The sequence below is a fragment of the Actinoplanes derwentensis genome, from assembly GCF_900104725.1.
In the GTDB taxonomy this organism is placed as follows: domain Bacteria; phylum Actinomycetota; class Actinomycetes; order Mycobacteriales; family Micromonosporaceae; genus Actinoplanes; species Actinoplanes derwentensis.
Window position 1 is genome coordinate 9,900,001 of sequence record NZ_LT629758.1, and the last position, 16,883, is coordinate 9,916,883.

At 70.5% G+C, this 16,883-nt stretch carries 14 protein-coding genes and 2 rRNA genes (1 of these 16 running past the window's edge); 14 read left to right on the forward strand and 2 right to left on the reverse strand.

Annotated elements, in window-relative coordinates:
- Nucleotides 1-1,000 (forward strand): 23S ribosomal RNA (locus BLU81_RS44280) (it extends 2,115 nt beyond the left edge of the window).
- 160 nt (nt 1,001-1,160) lie between these two features.
- Nucleotides 1,161-1,277, forward strand: a 5S ribosomal RNA gene (gene rrf / locus BLU81_RS44285).
- Between the two features lie 67 nt (nt 1,278-1,344).
- Here the strand turns inward: rrf and BLU81_RS51730 are convergent.
- Entirely contained in the window at nt 1,345-3,354 is a 2,010-nt protein-coding gene (locus BLU81_RS51730) for a beta strand repeat-containing protein (protein WP_092555328.1), read from the reverse strand.
- On the opposite strand from BLU81_RS51730, the gene BLU81_RS51225 reads away from it, so the two are divergent.
- The 3 genes from BLU81_RS51225 to BLU81_RS44305 all read left to right on the forward strand — a co-directional run bounded on the left by BLU81_RS51225 (nt 3,313) and on the right by BLU81_RS44305 (nt 6,947).
- On the forward strand, nt 3,313-4,407 hold the full coding sequence (locus BLU81_RS51225; protein WP_092555330.1) for a tetratricopeptide repeat protein: 1,095 nt from the start codon (nt 3,313-3,315) through the stop codon (nt 4,405-4,407). The two genes, BLU81_RS51730 and BLU81_RS51225, sit on opposite strands and share 42 nt — an antisense overlap.
- Entirely contained in the window at nt 4,404-5,420 is a 1,017-nt protein-coding gene (locus tag BLU81_RS44300) for an HAD-IIA family hydrolase (RefSeq protein ID WP_092555332.1), read from the forward strand. Before BLU81_RS51225 ends, BLU81_RS44300 begins: the two co-directional genes overlap by 4 nt.
- 525 nt (nt 5,421-5,945) lie before the next feature.
- Nucleotides 5,946-6,947: a methyl-accepting chemotaxis protein gene (locus BLU81_RS44305; protein WP_407923908.1), complete on the forward strand. Its 1,002-nt coding sequence runs from the start codon at nt 5,946-5,948 to the stop codon at nt 6,945-6,947.
- A 63-nt stretch (nt 6,948-7,010) separates the two neighbouring features.
- Here the strand turns inward: BLU81_RS44305 and BLU81_RS44310 are convergent, their stop codons facing one another.
- Entirely contained in the window at nt 7,011-7,346 is a 336-nt protein-coding gene (locus tag BLU81_RS44310) for an SCP2 sterol-binding domain-containing protein (RefSeq protein WP_092555334.1), read from the reverse strand.
- Nucleotides 7,347-7,441: 95 nt separating this feature from the next.
- Here BLU81_RS44310 and BLU81_RS44315 point away from each other — a divergent pair, with 95 nt between their 5' ends.
- From BLU81_RS44315 to murJ, 9 genes are read left to right on the forward strand one after another with little or no spacing between them, the layout of a single operon-like run.
- A complete protein-coding gene (locus tag BLU81_RS44315; protein WP_092555336.1) occupies nt 7,442-8,347 on the forward strand; it encodes a phasin family protein in 906 nt (301 codons plus the stop codon).
- A 4-nt stretch (nt 8,348-8,351) separates the two neighbouring features.
- Nucleotides 8,352-8,654, forward strand: a complete 303-nt coding sequence (locus tag BLU81_RS44320) for a hypothetical protein (RefSeq protein ID WP_092555338.1) — start codon at nt 8,352-8,354, stop codon at nt 8,652-8,654.
- A 42-nt stretch (nt 8,655-8,696) separates the two neighbouring features.
- On the forward strand, nt 8,697-9,527 hold the full coding sequence (locus BLU81_RS44325) for a TlyA family RNA methyltransferase (RefSeq protein ID WP_092555340.1): 831 nt from the start codon (nt 8,697-8,699) through the stop codon (nt 9,525-9,527).
- On the forward strand, nt 9,524-10,411 hold the full coding sequence (locus tag BLU81_RS44330) for an NAD kinase (protein ID WP_092555342.1): 888 nt from the start codon (nt 9,524-9,526) through the stop codon (nt 10,409-10,411). The genes BLU81_RS44325 and BLU81_RS44330 overlap by 4 nt, the downstream gene beginning before the upstream one ends.
- 51 nt (nt 10,412-10,462) lie before the next feature.
- On the forward strand, nt 10,463-12,220 hold the full coding sequence (gene recN, locus BLU81_RS44335; RefSeq protein ID WP_092555344.1) for a DNA repair protein RecN: 1,758 nt from the start codon (nt 10,463-10,465) through the stop codon (nt 12,218-12,220).
- Nucleotides 12,221-12,273: 53 nt separating this feature from the next.
- Nucleotides 12,274-13,467 carry a putative cytokinetic ring protein SteA gene (steA, locus tag BLU81_RS44340; protein ID WP_172890902.1) on the forward strand — a complete coding sequence of 398 codons (1,194 nt, stop codon included), beginning with the start codon at nt 12,274-12,276 and terminating at the stop codon, nt 13,465-13,467.
- A 7-nt stretch (nt 13,468-13,474) separates the two neighbouring features.
- Nucleotides 13,475-14,404 (forward strand): copper transporter, encoded by a 930-nt coding sequence (locus BLU81_RS44345; protein WP_092555346.1) that lies wholly within the window; start codon nt 13,475-13,477, stop codon nt 14,402-14,404.
- Between the two features lie 25 nt (nt 14,405-14,429).
- A complete protein-coding gene (locus tag BLU81_RS44350) occupies nt 14,430-15,257 on the forward strand; it encodes a hypothetical protein (RefSeq protein WP_092555349.1) in 828 nt (275 codons plus the stop codon).
- On the forward strand, nt 15,215-16,876 hold the full coding sequence (gene murJ, locus BLU81_RS44355; RefSeq protein WP_231953823.1) for a murein biosynthesis integral membrane protein MurJ: 1,662 nt from the start codon (nt 15,215-15,217) through the stop codon (nt 16,874-16,876). The genes BLU81_RS44350 and murJ overlap by 43 nt, the downstream gene beginning before the upstream one ends.
- Nucleotides 16,877-16,883: the final 7 nt, after the last annotated feature.

Below are 16,883 nucleotides of genomic sequence, written 5' to 3' on the forward strand. Positions count from 1 at the left end.
ACGGCGGTGGTAACTATAACCATCCTAAGGTAGCGAAATTCCTTGTCGGGTAAGTTCCGACCTGCACGAATGGCGTAACGACTTCCCCACTGTCTCAACCACAGGCCCGGCGAAATTGCAGTACGAGTAAAGATGCTCGTTACGCGCGGCAGGACGGAAAGACCCCGGGACCTTTACTATAGCTTGACATTGGTATCTGAATTTAATTGTGTAGGATAGGTGGGAGCCGGTGAAGCTCGGACGCCAGTTCGGGTGGAGGCAATGTTGAAATACCACTCTGTTGGGTTTGGGTATCTAACTTGCGGCCCTGATCGGGTCGAGGGACAGTGTCTGGTGGGTAGTTTAACTGGGGCGGTTGCCTCCTAAAGGGTAACGGAGGCGCCCAAAGGTTCCCTCAGCCTGGTTGGCAATCAGGTGTTGAGTGTAAGTGCACAAGGGAGCTTGACTGTGAGACTGACGGGTCGAGCAGGGACGAAAGTCGGGACTAGTGATCCGGCACTTGCGAGTGGAAGCGGTGTCGCTCAACGGATAAAAGGTACCCCGGGGATAACAGGCTGATCTTCCCCAAGAGTCCATATCGACGGGATGGTTTGGCACCTCGATGTCGGCTCGTCGCATCCTGGGGCTGTAGCAGGTCCCAAGGGTTGGGCTGTTCGCCCATTAAAGCGGTACGCGAGCTGGGTTTAGAACGTCGTGAGACAGTTCGGTCCCTATCCGCCGTGCGCGTTGGATACTTGAGAAGGGCTGTCCCTAGTACGAGAGGACCGGGACGGACGAACCTCTGGTGTGCCAGTTGTTCCGCCAGGAGCATGGCTGGTTGGCTACGTTCGGAAGGGATAACCGCTGAAAGCATCTAAGCGGGAAGCCTGCTTCGAGATGAGGTATCCCACCACCTTGAGTGGGTAAGGCTCCCAGCTAGACTACTGGGTTGATAGGCCGGAGATGTAAGCACGGTAACGTGTTGAGTTGACCGGTACTAATAGGCCGAGGGCTTAACCACCCTAAATTTTGTGCTTAGCGTCCACTGTGTGATTCACAGCAAACGAACAACCACCCTGATTTTTTGAGGGTTCTGGTTGGTTCCGACCTTTTATGTCGGTGCCGGCTGGGCCGGAGAAAAGGATGTCAGGTTGCTGGTTTTTCGCTGTGCTGACAGGTGTTTCGGTGGTCATAGCGGAGGGGAAACGCCCGGTTACATTCCGAACCCGGTAGCTAAGCCCTCCAGCGCCGATGGTACTGCACTCGTGAGGGTGTGGGAGAGTAGGACGCCGCCGGACTCAACGTGATCGGTCGAGGGCCGCCCCACTTGGGGTCGGCCCTCGACTGCGTTTGTGGGCAGAAGCCCTAGTAACTTTGTGATTCGTGAACAGCGTGTGTCGGAGCAGGGCCACTCGGGCCTCGGTAACCCGCCGCCGTACTGGAAGGAAATGATCCGTGACTACAGGACCGCAGGACGGCGGCTCCAGCAACCGCGACGACAACAGTCGTTCCGGAGGCGGTCGCGACGGAAGTGGCGCCGGAGGCCGTGGTGACCGTGGCAGCTCCCAGGGCGGCGGTGACCGTGGCGGCTTCCGTGGCGGCGACCGCGACCGTGGTGGCTCGCGAGGCGGCTACCAGGGCGGTGGCGGCAGCGGTGGATTCCGCGGCGGCGACCGCGACCGTGGCAGCTCGCAGGGCGGTGACCGTGGCGGCTTCCGTGGTGGTGACCGTCCGCAGGGTGGCGGCGGCTTCCGTGGTGGCGACCGGGACCGTGGTGGCTACCAGGGTGGACGTCCCAGCGGCGACCGTCCGGGCTACCAGGGTGGTGGCGACCGCGGTGGATTCCGTGGCGGAGACCGTGACCGGTCCGCCGGCGGAGACCGTGGTGGCTTCCGCGGTGGCGACCGTTCCGTAGAGCGTGGCGGCTATCAGGGTGGCGGCGACCGTCGTCCCAGTGGCGACCGTCCGGGTTACCAGGGTGGCGGCGACCGTCGTCCCAGTGGCGACCGTCCGGGCTATCAGGGTGGCGGCGACCGTCGTCCCAGCGGTGACCGTCCCGGTTACCAGGGCGGTGGCGACCGTGGTGGTTACCAGGGTGGGCGCCCGAGTGGCGACCGTCCCGGTTACCAGGGTGGCGGCGACCGCGGTGGATTCCGTGGTGGCGACCGGGACCGTGGTGGCTACCAGGGTGGACGTCCCAGCGGCGACCGTCCGGGCTACCAGGGTGGTGGCGACCGCGGTGGATTCCGTGGCGGAGACCGTGACCGGTCCGCCGGCGGAGACCGCGGTGGCTTCCGTGGTGGGGATCGTCCGGGTTACCAGGGTGGCGGGGATCGTCGTCCCAGCGGTGACCGTCCGGGCTATCAGGGTGGCGGGGACCGTCGTCCCAGCGGTGACCGCCCGGGTTACCAGGGCGGTGGCGACCGTGGTGGTTACCAGGGTGGGCGCCCGAGTGGCGACCGTCCGGGTTACCAGGGTGGCGGCGACCGTCGTCCCAGTGGCGACCGTCCGGGCTATCAGGGTGGCGGCGACCGTCGTCCGAGCGGTGACCGTCCCGGTTACCAGGGTGGCGGCGACCGGGACCGTGGCGGCTACCAGGGTGGACGTCCCAGCGGCGACCGTCCCGGTTACCAGGGTGGTGGCGACCGTGGTGGTTACCAGGGTGGGCGCCCGAGTGGCGACCGTCCGGGTTACCAGGGTGGCGGCGACCGTCGTCCCAGTGGCGACCGTCCGGGCTATCAGGGCGGTGGCGACCGTCGTCCCAGCGGTGACCGTCCGGGCTACCAGGGCGGTGGCGACCGTGGTGGATACCGTGGTGGGGACCGTCCGCAGGGTGGCGACCGTGGTGGTTACCAGGGTGGGCGCCCCAGTGGCGACCGTCCGGGCTACCAGGGCGGTGGCGACCGTGGTGGAGCCCGGGAGAGCTTCCAGGGTGACCGTGGTGGGTTCCGTGGTGGCGACCGGGACCGTGGCGGCTACCAGGGTGGGCGCCCGAGTGGTGACCGTCCGGGCTACCAGGGCGGCGGCGACCGGCCCAGCGGTGACCGTCCCGGTTACCAGGGTGGCGGGGACCGTGGTGGGTTCCGTGGCGGCGACCGTGACCGGTCCGCCGGCGGAGACCGTGGCGGTTACCAAGGTGGCGGGGACCGTCGTCCCAGTGGCGACCGTCCGGGCTACCAGGGTGGCGGCGACCGTGACCGCGGTGGCTTCCGGAGCGACGCCGAGCGTCGGCCGCAGGACGAGCAGGACAACGGGCAGGCCTCGTTCGTGGCGCCGGAGATCCCTGAGGACATCACGGCCAACGACCTCGACGGGGAGGTTCGCGCCGAGCTGATGAGCCTGGCGCGGGAGGTCGCCGACCGGGTCGCGCGGCACCTGGTGGCGGCCGGCACGATCATCGACGAGGACGCCGAACTGGCGCTGCAGCACGCGATCACGGCGCGGCGGCTCGCCTCGCGGATCGCTGTGGTGCGGGAGGCCGTCGGTCTGGCCGCCTACGCGGCGGGGGATTGGACGACCGCTATCGCCGAGCTGCGGACCTACCACCGGATGACCGGTCGGCAGACGCACCTGGCCGAGCTCGCCGACTGCGAGCGTGCGCTGGGCCGGCCCGAGCGGGCGATCGACCTGTACCGCGGTGCCGACGTGGAGAAGCTGGAGAAGGCGACCGCGATCGAGCTGCTGATCGTCGCCGCCGGAGCCCGGGGCGACCTGGGACAGCATGAAGCCGCGGTGGCGATGCTGCAGATCGGTGAGCTGACCGCTGAGGGCAACGCCGAGTGGGCGGCGCGTCTGCGTTACGCCTTCGCCGACGCTCTGCTGGCGGCCGGCCGTCGCGAGGAAGCTCGCGAGTGGTTCGCCCGTGCGGCTGAGGTCGACGAGGACCAGGTCACCGACGCGGCCGAGCGGCTGCTCGAACTCGACGGCGTCACCATCGAGGGTGACGACGAGGATGAGGACGAGGACGCCGAGGCTGTCACCGACCGTGGCCCGTCGAACGAGGACGACTCGGACGATGACGACCAGGACGAGGACGACGACGAGGACGACGAGGACGACGAGGACGAGGACGACGACGATCTCGGCGAGGACGACGAGGACGACGACGATCTTGAGGACGACGACGCGGACCTCGACGACGAGGACGAGGACGAGGATGCGGTCGTCGCTGCGACGGACGTGAACACTGACGGGCTCGTCAAGAGTGCGCCGGGGAGCAAGGTTTCCGCGGTGACGTTCTCCGAGCCGGCCGAGTCCGAGTCCGGCAAGCCGGTCGAGGCCGAGAAGTCGGTGGAGAGCGAGAAGTCGGTCGAGGGCGAGAAGGTCGTCGCGGACAAGCCGGCCGGTTCGGTGGCGAAGTCCGAGGAGAAGGCCGCGGGCGACGAGTCCACCGGTCAGGCTGACGCCGAGGAGAAGCCGAAGGCGTGAGCGACCACCTGGCCGGCAGTCACGATCTGGTCATCTTCGATCTGGACGGCGTCGTCTTCCTGATCGACGAGCCGATCCCGGGTGCGGTCGAGGCCGTGGAGCGGTTGCGGGCCGACGGCACCGCGATCGTGTACGCGACCAACAACGCGTCCCGGCGTGCCGCCGATGTGGCGGCGCTACTGACCGGCATGGGTGTGAGCGCGGCGCCGGCCGAGGTCCTGACCTCGGCCGGCGCCTGTGCCGCTCTCCTCGCGGAACGGCTGCCGGGCGGCGCGAAAGTGCTGGTGGTGGGTGCGGAGGCGTTGCGTGCCGAGGTGCGTGACGCTGGGCTGACCCCGGTCGACCGGGTGGAGGACGAGCCGGTCGCGGTGGTTCAGGGGTTCGGGCCGGAGGTCGGCTGGAAGGTTCTGGCCGAGGCGGTGCTGGCGGTTCGGGCCGGAGCGGTCTGGTACGCGACCAACACCGACCGCACCCTGCCCAGTCCGCGTGGCCCGCTGCCGGGTAACGGCTCGCTGGTCGCGGTGCTGCGGACCGCCCTCGACCGGGAACCGGACGTGGTGGCCGGCAAACCGCAGCCGGGCCTGTTCCGGACGGCGGCGACACTGTCCGGTTCAGTGCGCCCTCTCGCGGTCGGCGACCGCCTCGACACCGACATCCAGGGTGCGGTCACCGCGGGTTTCGACAGCCTGCTGGTGCTGACCGGGGTGAGTGGTCCGGCCGATCTGCTGGTGGCCGGGGAGAACCAGCGACCGACGTACGTGGCAGCCGACCTGTCCGGGCTGTTCCGTCCGGCGGACGGTGCCCGGGTGCCGGCGCCCGGTTCGGAGGCCGGTGGCTGGCGGGTCGTCCGGGAGGGTTCGCGGGTGTCACTGGACGGTTCCGGTGACCCGGTGGACGCGTTGCGCCTGCTGTGCGGGGCCACCTGGACCGGTGTTCCCCTCTCCGGGGTCACTCCGGTCTCGGGCGAGGCCCGGGAACTCCTGAACGCCTGGGGAGTCCGGAAGGACGATTGACGGGGTACTTCGACGCGGCCGGTTCCGGCCGCCGTCTCCTGACATGGGGACGGCGGCCGGAACCGGCCGTTTTTTCGTCTCCACCGCATTCGGCCCGGCGGCCGCGTCGAGGCCGGGACCAGCGGTGTTCTCGCGGGGATCGCCACGTGAGGTGTGGTGTGGCTGGGGAGGCGCCGGGCGTACCAGATGATGGGTTTTGTCCTTGGGGGTCATCGGGTGGGGCGATGTGCCGAAAGGATCGGTGTGAGCTCAATGACATTGCCCCGGGGCGCGCGGTTGTCCGAGACGTCCTGGCTGGCCCGGCACCGGATCGTGAGCCGGTTGCTCTGGTGGCACGTGCCGGTCTTCCTGGTGGTCGGGATACTCGGCCCGAGGCCGCCTTGGGAAGCTGTGCTGCTGACCGTGGCCGTCGCCGGGTGGGCCGCCGCGACGCCCGCCCTGCCGTCGCCGAAATCCAGGGCGAGCCACACCAGCGTCGGGCTGATCGCGTGTACGTTCGTGGCGATCGAGCTGTCCGGCGGTGCGATGTCGGCGCACATCCACCTCTACGCGGTGCTGATCTTCGTCGCCCTCTACCAGCAGTGGGCGCCGCTCGTGTCGTCGGTCGTGGTGGTCGTGGCACATCACGGTGTGCTCGGGCTGATCGCGCCGGAACGGGTCTTCGGTGATCACCACACCGGGATCAGCGTGGCGCTCGGCCTGGTCGCCCTGCATGCCGGGCTGGCCACCCTCGAGGTGGTCGGCATCGTGGTCTTCTGGCACTTCGCCGAGCAGGCCGAGCGGGAGAACGAGGTACTGTCCGGGCAGGCCGAGGACGCCCGCCGGGAGGTGGAACGAGCCGAGCAGGAGTCCCGGGAACGTGCCGCCGAACAGTTGCGGGCGCAGTCCGAGGAGGCGGCCGGCCGGGCCCGGCGCATCACCGCTGACGTGGCCGGGATCAGTGTCGAGGCGCACGCGGCGATCTCCGCGGTCGCCGCCGTCGACCAGGAGCTGGCCGCGCTCACCGCGTCGGTGCGTGACATCGCCGAGCGGTCCGCGCAGGCCGCCGGGACGGCGTCGGACGGCAAGGACGCGGCCTCGTCGGCGGGGGACAAGGTGCGGCGGCTGGAGAAGTCGGTCGGGGAGATCGCCGATGTCAACGCGATCATCGCTTCTCTCGCCGAACAGACCAACCTGCTGGCCCTCAACGCCACCATCGAGGCGGCCCGCGCCGGTGAACTCGGCAAGGGTTTCGCCGTGGTGGCCGGTGAGGTCAAGGACCTGGCCCGAGAGACGGCGACGTCGGTGGAACGGGTGAATCAGGTGATCACCGCGATCGTGGCGGAGACCCGGGACGTGGCGCAGACCTTCGCCGCCACCACCGAAGCCGTGGACGGCATCCACCAGCTCCAGCTGAACATCGCCTCCTCAGTGGAGGAGCAGGCCGCTGTGCTGGCCGAGGTGACCACCCAGTTGTCGACGGCGACGGCTTCCGCCGGGCACGTCCTCACCGGGCTCGAGACGCTCTCCGCTACGGCTGATCGCTGATCTTTGAACCGCCCTGCCGGTGGTGACCGTATCTCCGGGCGTCACCGGCAGGGCGGCGTCGTGTCAGAGGAGTTTGCGGAGCTTGAGCAGGTCGAACGGGTTCGCCTTGATGGCGATCTGGCGGCTCGCGAGTGCGCGGGTGACGTCCAGCTCGCCCGCGACCAGTTTCAGCAGGTCGTCGCTGGTGGTGACCAGGGCGATCTTCGCCTTCGGGTCGTCGCCGTCGGTGATGTCGAGCAGCAGGCCGCCGGCGATCCGGCCGTGGAAGGCCGTCCCCAGGTCGGTGACCCGGCACGCCAGAGTGCGGTCCAGGTCCAGTTTGCCCCGGGCCTCGGCGTTCGCCTGGAGGCGGGCGGCTAGGTCGTGCAGTGCTTTGCGGCAGTCGTCCACGGTGGCCATGGGGCCATCCTGCCTCACGACACCAGCCTGGTACCTCAGGAGTTTCCCGGACGTGCCCGGTAGCGTGGCACCCGACGCGCAAGAGGAGGCGGGACGTGGCGGACGCATGGCGGGCGTATCTTGACCTGGCACTCGGCTTGACGGAGGCACCCCGGAAGAAGGCCCAACAGGTCGCCGGGGACCTGCTCAACCGGGGCGGGACCACAGCGGCACAGGTGCAGGGACTCGTGGAGGACCTGCTGTCGACGGGGCTGGCCAACCGTGAGGCGCTGACCAGCATCGTGCGCTATGAGGTGGATCGGGCCCTCGTGCGGGTGGGATTGGCCACCGCTGAAGAGGTGTCGGATCTCACCGGGCGGGTGCACGACCTGGAACGGGAGTTGCGGGCGGCGCAGGCAGTGAGCACCGAGGGGGCGCGGCCGGACGAGCCGTTGCGGCCCGCTAAGAAGACAGTGGCCGTCAAGGCGGCTCCGAACGCGATGCCCGCAGCGGGTACCGAAGGCAATGGGCTCTCCGGGAACGCGGCGGCCGCTTCGGTTCCGGTCAGTGCGGCGCCCGCGCCGGTCGAGTCCGCGCCGGTGAAGCGTGCGCCGGTCAAGCGCGCCCCGCGGAAGGTGGCCGGTCCCGTCGCGGAGGTCGCGGCGGCTCCGGCCGCCGTGCCCGTTGCGAAGAAGGCGCCCGCGAAGAAGGCGCCCGCGAAGAAGGCTCCCGTGCGGAAGGCCGCCCCGGTGAAGCCAGCCGGGACCGCCCCGGTGAAGCCCGCCGTGGCGGCGCCGGTGAAGGCTGCCGAGGCGACGGCGGTGCCTGCGAAGAAGGCGCCGGCCCGGAAGGTTCCGGCGGCCTCGTTCGTCGCGCCGGTGACCGAAAACGATCCGCAAGCGGTGGAGGGTCCGCGACCGGTGCGGGCGCCCGCACCGCGGAAGGCTCCGGCCAAGCGGGCGCCGCGGGTGCCCAGCCAGGCGAAGCCGCGGCCGGAGACCGTCGAGAGCACGGAGGTGTGAGCCGGTGACGTTCGCCAGCGCGGCACAGCCCGGCCCGCGTCCGGGGCCGCCATCGGGTGGCTTCCGGCCGGGCCCGCCGCCGGTCGGGCCCCGGCCCGCCGTCACCGACACGGGTGCCGTGCCGCGGCCCGCGGTTGTCGATCCGGGTGTGGTTCCGGGAGACGGTGAGGGCAGCGGGCACCCGGCGGTGGACGCGGTGCTACGGTCGCTCGCCAATGCCGCGCGGTTGGCGCCGGCCGAGCAGATCGCCGAGTATGAGGCCGCGCATCAGGTGCTCCAGGAGACCCTGGCCGGCATCGATCGCTGACCGTCACCGAACCGTACCGCCGTACCGAATAAAAGGAACCTGATGGCCCGCCGTGCGCGTCTCGACGCGGAGCTCGTCCGTCGTAAGCTCGCCCGCTCCCGGGAGCAGGCCGCCACGCTTGTCGCGGCCGGCCGGGTGCAGGTGCGCGGCACCGTCGCCCAGAAGGTGGCGGCCATGGTCGACCCCGCCGACCCGATTCTGGTGACCGGGGAGGATCCGCAGACCGAGTACGTGTCGCGGGGTGGCCACAAGCTTTTCGGCGCGCTGGCGGCGTTCGGTCGCCAGGGTCTGCGGGTCGAGGGCCGCCGGTGTCTGGACGCGGGTGCGTCGACGGGTGGTTTCACCGATGTGCTGCTGCGGGCGGGGGCCCGGCAGGTGGTGGCGGTGGATGTCGGGTACGGGCAGCTGGCCTGGCCGATCCGGACCAATGAGCGGGTGGTGGTGCAGGAACGCACCAACGTCCGGACGATCACGCCCGAGTCGATCGGTGGCGAGGTCGATCTGACGGTGGCGGATCTGTCGTTCATCTCGCTGCGGCTGGTGTTGCCGGCGTTGTCGGCTTGTACCGGTCCGGACGGCGATCTGGCGCTGATGGTGAAGCCTCAGTTCGAGGTCGGCAAAGAGCGGGTGGGTACGGGTGGTGTGGTCCGGGACTGGCGGCTGCGTGCCGCAGCGGTCCTGGATGTGGCGGCGGCCGCCGCCGGGCTGGGTCTGGGGGTGGCGGATGTGACCGCCAGCCCGCTGCCGGGCCCGAGTGGCAACGTGGAGTTCTTCGTGTGGTTCCGGCGGGATGCCCCGCCGGCCGATTCGGCCTACATCGAGACGGTGGTCGAGGCCGGACCTCATGCTGTCGAGCTCTTGGAGGAGAAATGAGCCGCTCGGCCCTGCTGGTGACGCATACCGGGCGTCGGCAGAGCACGCAGCACGCCCGGGCGGTGGCCCTGGACCTGATAGCTGCCGGCTTCGAGGTCCGGGTGATCGCCGAGGAGGTCGACGACCTGGAGTTGCCACCGGGGGTGGAGCCGGTCGAGGGGCCGGCGGCGGCCGAGGGTGTGGAGATCGTGCTGGCGCTCGGTGGGGACGGCACGATTCTGCGGGCCGCCGATCTGGCCCGGCCGGCGAAGGCTCCGCTGCTCGGGATCAACCTGGGCAAGGTGGGGTTCCTCGCCGAGACCGAGATCGATCACATCGACGCGGCGGTCGCCGAGGTGGTGGCCGGTAACTACACGGTCGATGAGCGGTTGACGCTCGACGTGCGGGCGGAGTACGACGGCCGCCTGATCGCCGAGTCGTGGGCGCTCAACGAGGTGACCGTGGAGAAGGGGCAGCGGGCGCAGATGCTCGAGCTGCTCGTGGATGTGGACGGGCGGCCGCTGTCCCGCTACGGCTGTGATGGTGTGGTGTGTGCCACACCGACCGGGTCGACGGCGTACGCGTTCTCGGCCGGTGGGCCGGTGGTGTGGCCCGAGGTGGAGGCGCTGCTGCTCGTGCCGATCAGTGCGCACGCACTGTTCAGCCGGCCGATCGTCACGGCTCCGACGTCGACCTTCGTGCTGACGGTCGACCCGTACACGTCATTTGCGGTGTTGTGCTGTGACGGCCGTCGCACCTGGGACCTTCCGCCGGGCTCGCAGGTGACGGTCGAAAGGGGTCAGCTGCCGGTCCGTCTGGTGCGTCTGGCGCCGCGCCCGTTCACCGACACGCTGGTCGCGAAGTTCGGTTTGCCGGTGGTCGGCTGGCGGGGGAATCGACGCTGATCAGACCGACGCCGTTGGGCAATTGTCGGGGGGTGCCGATACTGTCTGGCTGTGCTGGAGGAACTGCGCATCACCGGGCTGGGTGTCATCGACGACACCACGCTGCGGCTCACGTCGGGAATGAATGTGATCACCGGCGAGACCGGCGCCGGCAAGACCATGGTGGTCACCGGCCTCGGGCTGCTGTTCGGCGGACGGGCTGACGCCGGCCGGGTTCGTGCTGATCCTGGCCGGGCGGTGGTCGAGGGCCGGCTGAAACTGCGCGGCAACCTGGGTGACGCGGTGCGGACCCGGGTCACCGACGCCGGTGGCGAGGTCGACGACGACGGCTCGATCCTGCTGACCCGCACCGTGACGGCTGAGGGCCGGTCCCGGGCGCACGTGGGCGGCCGGAGCATGCCGGTGTCGACGCTGAGCGAGCTGGGCGAGCAGATTCTGGCCGTGCACGGTCAGTCCGACCAGTTGCGGCTGCTGCGGCCGTCGGAGCAGCGGTCGGCGCTGGACCGGTTCGCCGGCCCGGGGCACGAGAAGCTGATCGAGTCGTACCGGGAGGCGTTCGCCCGCTGGCGTTCGGTGGTCGAGGACCTGGCCGATCGGCGGCGCAACGCGCGGCAGCGGTCTCAGGAGGCCGACCTGCTCAAACTCGGCCTCGACGAGATCACCCGGGTGGATCCGCAGCCCGGTGAGGACGACGATCTGCGTAACGAGGTGCAGCGCCTGGAGCACGCCGAGGGCCTGCGGGTGGCCGCCGCCCTGGCCGGGCAGGCGCTGGCCGGTGGGGTGGAGGCGGCCGACGACACCCCGGACGCGACGCAGCTTCTCGGGCTGGCCCGGCGGACCCTGGAGGGCCAGTCCGGCGTCGACGCGTCACTCGGTGACCTGGCGTCGCGGATCGAGGAGGCGGCGACCCTGGTGGCCGACGTGTCCTCAGAGTTGTCGGCCTACCTGAGTTCGCTCGACGCCGATCCGGCCCGGCTGGAGGCGATCTACGAGCGGCGGGCGGCGCTGCGCGCGCTGACCCGGAAGTACGCCGACGACGTCGATGGTGTGATCGCCTGGGCCGAGCACGCGCGCACCAAGCTGGGTGAGCTGGACTCGTCCGACGAGCTGCTGGACGAGCTGGACTCCGAGCGCAAGCGGCTGGAGGCGACGGTCGGCGAGCTGGCCGGGCGGCTGACCGCGGCGCGGCGCGAGGCGGCCGGGCGGTTCTCCGAGGCGGTCAGCGTGGAGCTGGCCGGGCTGGCGATGCCGCATTCTCGGGTCGAGGTGGCGGTGCTGACCCGGGCGCCGTCGCGGGACGAGCCGGCGGTGACCGTCGACGGCGAGACCCTGGCCGCCGGGGCGGACGGCGCCGACGAGGTGGAGCTGCGGTTGCACGCCCATCCGGGTGCCCCCGCTCTGCCCCTGCAGAAGGGCGCTTCCGGTGGTGAGCTGTCCCGGGTGATGCTGGCGATCGAGGTGGTGTTCGCCGGTGCCGGTGGCCCGCCGACGCTGGTCTTCGACGAGGTCGACTCCGGGGTGGGTGGCACCGCGGCGGTGGAGATCGGGCGTCGGCTGGCCCGGCTGGCCCGCACCCATCAGGTGCTCGTGGTGACGCACCTGCCGCAGGTCGCGGCGTTCGCCGACCGGCACCTGGTGGTCGCCAAGGACACCGGCGGGGCGATCACGACGAGTGGTGTCCGGATCGTGGAGGAGACCGAACGGGCTCGCGAATTGTCCAGGATGCTGGCAGGTCTGCCCGATTCTGACCTGGGTATCGCCCATGCCGAGGAGCTACTCTCCGTGGCTGCTCGGGAGAAACGCGCCTGATAAAGGTGAGCTGGCGCATGTCGTGGGGGAACAGTGTGCGACGGCATGTCAGGATGGCCGGGATGCGACTTCCCATTCCCACTCTGCGCCGGACCAGGAGTGCCGATCCTGGCCCGGTCTCCGGTGTGGCCAGGCTGGACCGGCGGACCAAACGCCTGACCGGCCGGCTGCGTCCCGGCGAGATCGCCGTGATCGATCACGTCGACCTCGACCGGGTGGCGGCCGATTCGCTGGTCGCCGCCGGGGTCATGGCGGTGCTCAACGCCAAGCCGTCGATCTCCGGGCGTTATCCGAACCTGGGCCCCGAGGTGCTGATCCAGGGCGGCGTGATCCTCGTCGACGACCTGGGTGAGGACGTGTTCACCGGGCTGCGCGAGGGCAAGGTGGTCGCGATCGAGGGCGACACCGTGTTGCTCGACGGTGAGCCGGTCGCGTCCGGGGTGCGGCAGGACGCGGAGACCGTCGCCTCGTCGATGGCCGACGCCCGCGAGGGCCTGTCGGTGCAGCTCGAGGCGTTCGCGGCGAACACGATGGACTACCTGAAGCAGGAGCGTGACCTGCTCCTGGACGGTGTGGGCGTGCCCGACGTGCAGACCCGGATCGGCGGGCGGCACGTGCTGATCGTGGTGCGGGGCTACGACTACAAGGAGGACCTGGAGGTTCTCCGGCCGTACATCCGGGAGTACAAACCGGTTCTGATCGGTGTCGACGGCGGTGCCGACGCGCTGGTGGAGAACGGCTACACCCCCGATCTGATCATCGGGGACATGGACTCGGTCACCGACGACGTGCTGCGCTGCGGTGCCGAGATCGTTGTGCACGCCTACCCGGACGGGCGGGCGCCCGGCCTCAAGCGGGTGGAGAACCTGGGTGTCGACGCGGTGACCTTCCCGGCCGCGGCGACCAGCGAGGACCTGGCGATGCTGCTCGCCGACGAGAAGGGCGCGTCCCTGATCGTGGCCGTCGGCACGCACGCCAACCTGGTCGAGTTCCTCGACAAGGGCCGCGGTGGCATGGCGTCGACGTTCCTCACCCGGCTCAAGGTCGGCGGCAAGCTGGTCGACGCGAAGGGCGTGAGCCGCCTCTACCGGCAGAGCATCTCCGGTTCGGCGGTGCTGCTGCTGGTGCTCTCCGCGGTCGCCGCGATGGCTTCGGCGGTGGCGGTGTCCACGGTGGGGAAGGCGTACCTCACCGTCGTGTCCGAGTGGTGGGACAATTTCGTCTTCCAGCTCGGCAATCTTTTCTGAGGGCGTCGTGATCAACTTCCGGTACCACGTGGTGTCGCTCACCGCGGTCTTCCTTGCGCTGGCGATCGGCCTGGTGGTCGGCACCGCCGCGCTCAACGGCCCGGTGTCCGAGAACCTGCGTAACAACCTGGCCGCGCTCAACAAGGACAACAACGTCCGCCGCGAGCAGGTCAACAAACTCAACGACGAGGTCAACCGCAACCAGGAGTTCGCCACCGAGATCGCGCCCATGCTGCTCGGCGGCAAACTGGCCGGCCGCAAGCTGACCGTGGTGTCGCTGCCCGGTGCGGAGGACTCGGCCACCGGCGTCGTCAAGATGCTGACCGCGGCCGGGGCCACGATCACCTCCCGGGTCGCGGTCGAGGAGAAGTTCTTCGACCCGAACTTCGTCAACGAACTGCTCGACCTGGCCGACCAGTCGACCCAGCCGAGCATCCAGGCGACCGGCCTGCCGCTCAACAGCAATGGTGTGGAGACGGCGAGCGCGCTGCTGGCGCTCACCCTGATGCAGGGCACCAGCACCCCCACTGCTGATGACGTGACCGCGGTGCTCGCCGCTTTCACCCAGCCCGGCTATCTGACCGTCGAGGACGGCGCGGCCGGTGGAGCCGAGGCGATCGTGCTGGTCGCCGGAGTTCCGGCCACCGATCAGGACGCGACGAAGAAGAGCGGGTACGCGCTCACCATGGCCGACCAGCTCGGCAAGGGCCGTGCGATGGTGGTCGCCGGTGACGACGCGGGCGAGGGCAACCTGGTCACCGGTATCCGCAACGACCCCACCCTCAGCCTGAGCATCTCCACGGTGGACAACGTCAGCACCGTGCAGGGCCAGGTCGCGACCACACTGGTCATGTGGGACCGGCTGGTGCAGGGCAAGGTCGGGCACTACGGGCTGGGCACGGGGGTCACCTCCATCGTGCCGTCGACCGCTCCGTAGCCCGGCCCCGATAGACTCCGCTGCCATGGCTTACCTCCGTTCCGCTGGTCTCGGTGCCCTGGTCGCGCGGACCGTTCTCGCCTGGGTGCGGCAGGATCCCCGCGCCGGTGAGCTGCGGCGGACCAACTTCCACGGGCGGACCGTCACGCTCGCCGGTGGTCCTGCGCTGGCGGCCGGCGCCACGTTCGGGGCGGTCTCCGGCGCGCCGACCGTCCGGCTCGCCACCGCTGCCGGGGTGGCCGGTGCGGTCAGCGGCGCGGTCGGTTTCTACGACGACGTGGCCGGCAACCGGCCCGAGCAGAAATCCGCCAAGGGTTTCGCCGGGCATCTGGGCGCGCTGCGCGAGGGTTACGTCACCAGCGGCCTCGTCAAGATCGTCGGAGTGGGCGCGGCCGGTCTCGCCGCGTCCGCGCTGATCGGCAGCAGACGTGGCAGCCGGCTCGGTCGCACCACCGACGTGCTCCTCGGCGCCGGGGTGATCGCCGGGACCGCGAACCTGCTCAACCTGCTCGACCTGCGTCCCGGCCGGGCGTTGAAGGCGGGCGCGGTCATCGGCGCGCCGCTCGCGGTCGGCCGCAACGCGGCGATGACCGCCGGAGCCCTCGGCGCCGGTGCCGCGATGCTGGGCGACGACCTCGGCGAACAGATCATGCTCGGCGACGCCGGGGCCAACTCGCTCGGCGCGCTGCTCGGGGTGGCGCTCACCGCCCGCACCGGCACCACCGGCCGGGCCGTCACGCTGGCCGCGCTGGCCGCCCTCACCGCGGCCAGTGAGAAGATCAGCTTCACCCGGGTCATCAACGACACGCCGTGGCTGCGCACGCTCGACGAGCTCGGCCGCCGCCCGCAGTGACCGGCCAGCCCGGCACCGGCCGGTCTTCCGGGCAGCTTCCTTCCGGCGCCAAGCTCGCCGGTGCCGCCGCGCTGATCGCGATCCTCACCGTGCTGGCCCGGCTCGCCGGCTTCGGCCGCACGATGGTGTTCTTCCACACGGTCGGCAACGGCGCGGCGGACGGCGGCCTGGCCAGCCTCTATCTGGCCGCCAACACGATCCCCAACATCGTCTTCGAGTTGGTCGCCGGTGGTGCCCTGGCCAGCCTGGTGGTGCCGCTGCTGGCGGGCGCGGTGGCCGTGGGTGACCGGGAACGGGCCGGCCGGGTCACCTCGGCCCTGCTGACCTGGGTTCTCGCGCTGACGATCCCCCTCGCTCTGGTGGTCTGGTTCGCGGCCGGGCCGATCACCGGGCTGTTCCAGGGGGTGCCGCCGGAGTACCAGGAGATCGCCGCCCGGATGTTGCGGATCTTCGCGCCGCAGCTGCCGCTCTACGGCATCGGGATCGTGCTGACCGGTGTGCTCCAGGCCCATCACCGGTTCGCCTGGCCGGTGATCGCGCCGCTGTTGTCCAGCGCGACGGTGATGGCGGCCTATCTCACCTACGCCGGGATCGATGGCGCGCAGAGCGGGTTCGCCGGTCTGAGCCGGGCCGGTGAGCTGACCCTGTCGGTGGGTACCACGCTCGGTGTCGTCGCGTTGAGCCTCTGCCTGGTGATCCCGGTCGCGCGTCTGCGGCTGCGGATCCGGCCGTCCTTCCGGTTCCCCGGTGACGAGGGCCGGCAGGCGGTGCGCCTCGGCTGGGCCGGCGCGGTCACGGTCGGCGCGCAGCAGGTGGTGGTCGCTCTGATCACGGTGCTCGCGTTGTTGCAGATGGCGCCCTACACCGGTGCGCAGACGCTGTTCCTGCTGCCGTGGGCGGTGCTGGCGGTCCCGCTGGCGACCGCGGTCTACCCCCGGCTGTCGGCGGCGGCCGCCAACGGTGACGAGGACGGTTACGCCACCGCGCTGTCCGGCACGGCCCGTTCGGTCGTGCTGCTGGCCGGTCTCGGGACCGCCGGACTGGCCGGACTGGCGGTCCCGATGACGTCGCCCTCGCTGATGAACGTGCCCAACGCCGTCCCCGGAGTGCTCGGGCTCGCGCCGGGCCTGCTCGGTTACGCCTTGTTCGCGCTGCTCTCCCGGGCCCTCTACGCGCGGGGCGCCACGGTCGCGGCGGCGGTCGCCTCGGCCGTGGGGTGGCTCACCGCCGGCCTCGGCGTGATCGTCACCACCCTGGTCGCCGACGGGGACGGGGAGGTGTTCGGTCTCGGGCTGGCCACCGCGACCGGGATGTCGGTGACCGGGGTGCTGCTGGTCCTCGCCGTTCGCCGGAACGCCGGTGCGGCGGCGCTGGCCGGACTGGGCCGGGCCGTGGTCGCGGCGGTCGTCGCGGCGGTGTTCGGCGGGCTCGCCGGGTGGGGCACGGTCGCCTGGATGGGGTCGGCCGTCTGGCCCACCCCGGGCGTGCTCGGCAGTCTCGTTGAGGGCATGCTGGGCGGTGTGGCGGTCGTGGCCGTGTTCGGTGCGGTGGCCTTCGCGCTCGACCGCCGGGACCTCGGGCCGCTGGCCGCCACCGTGACAAGACGTTTGCGCAGGTGATGGCCGT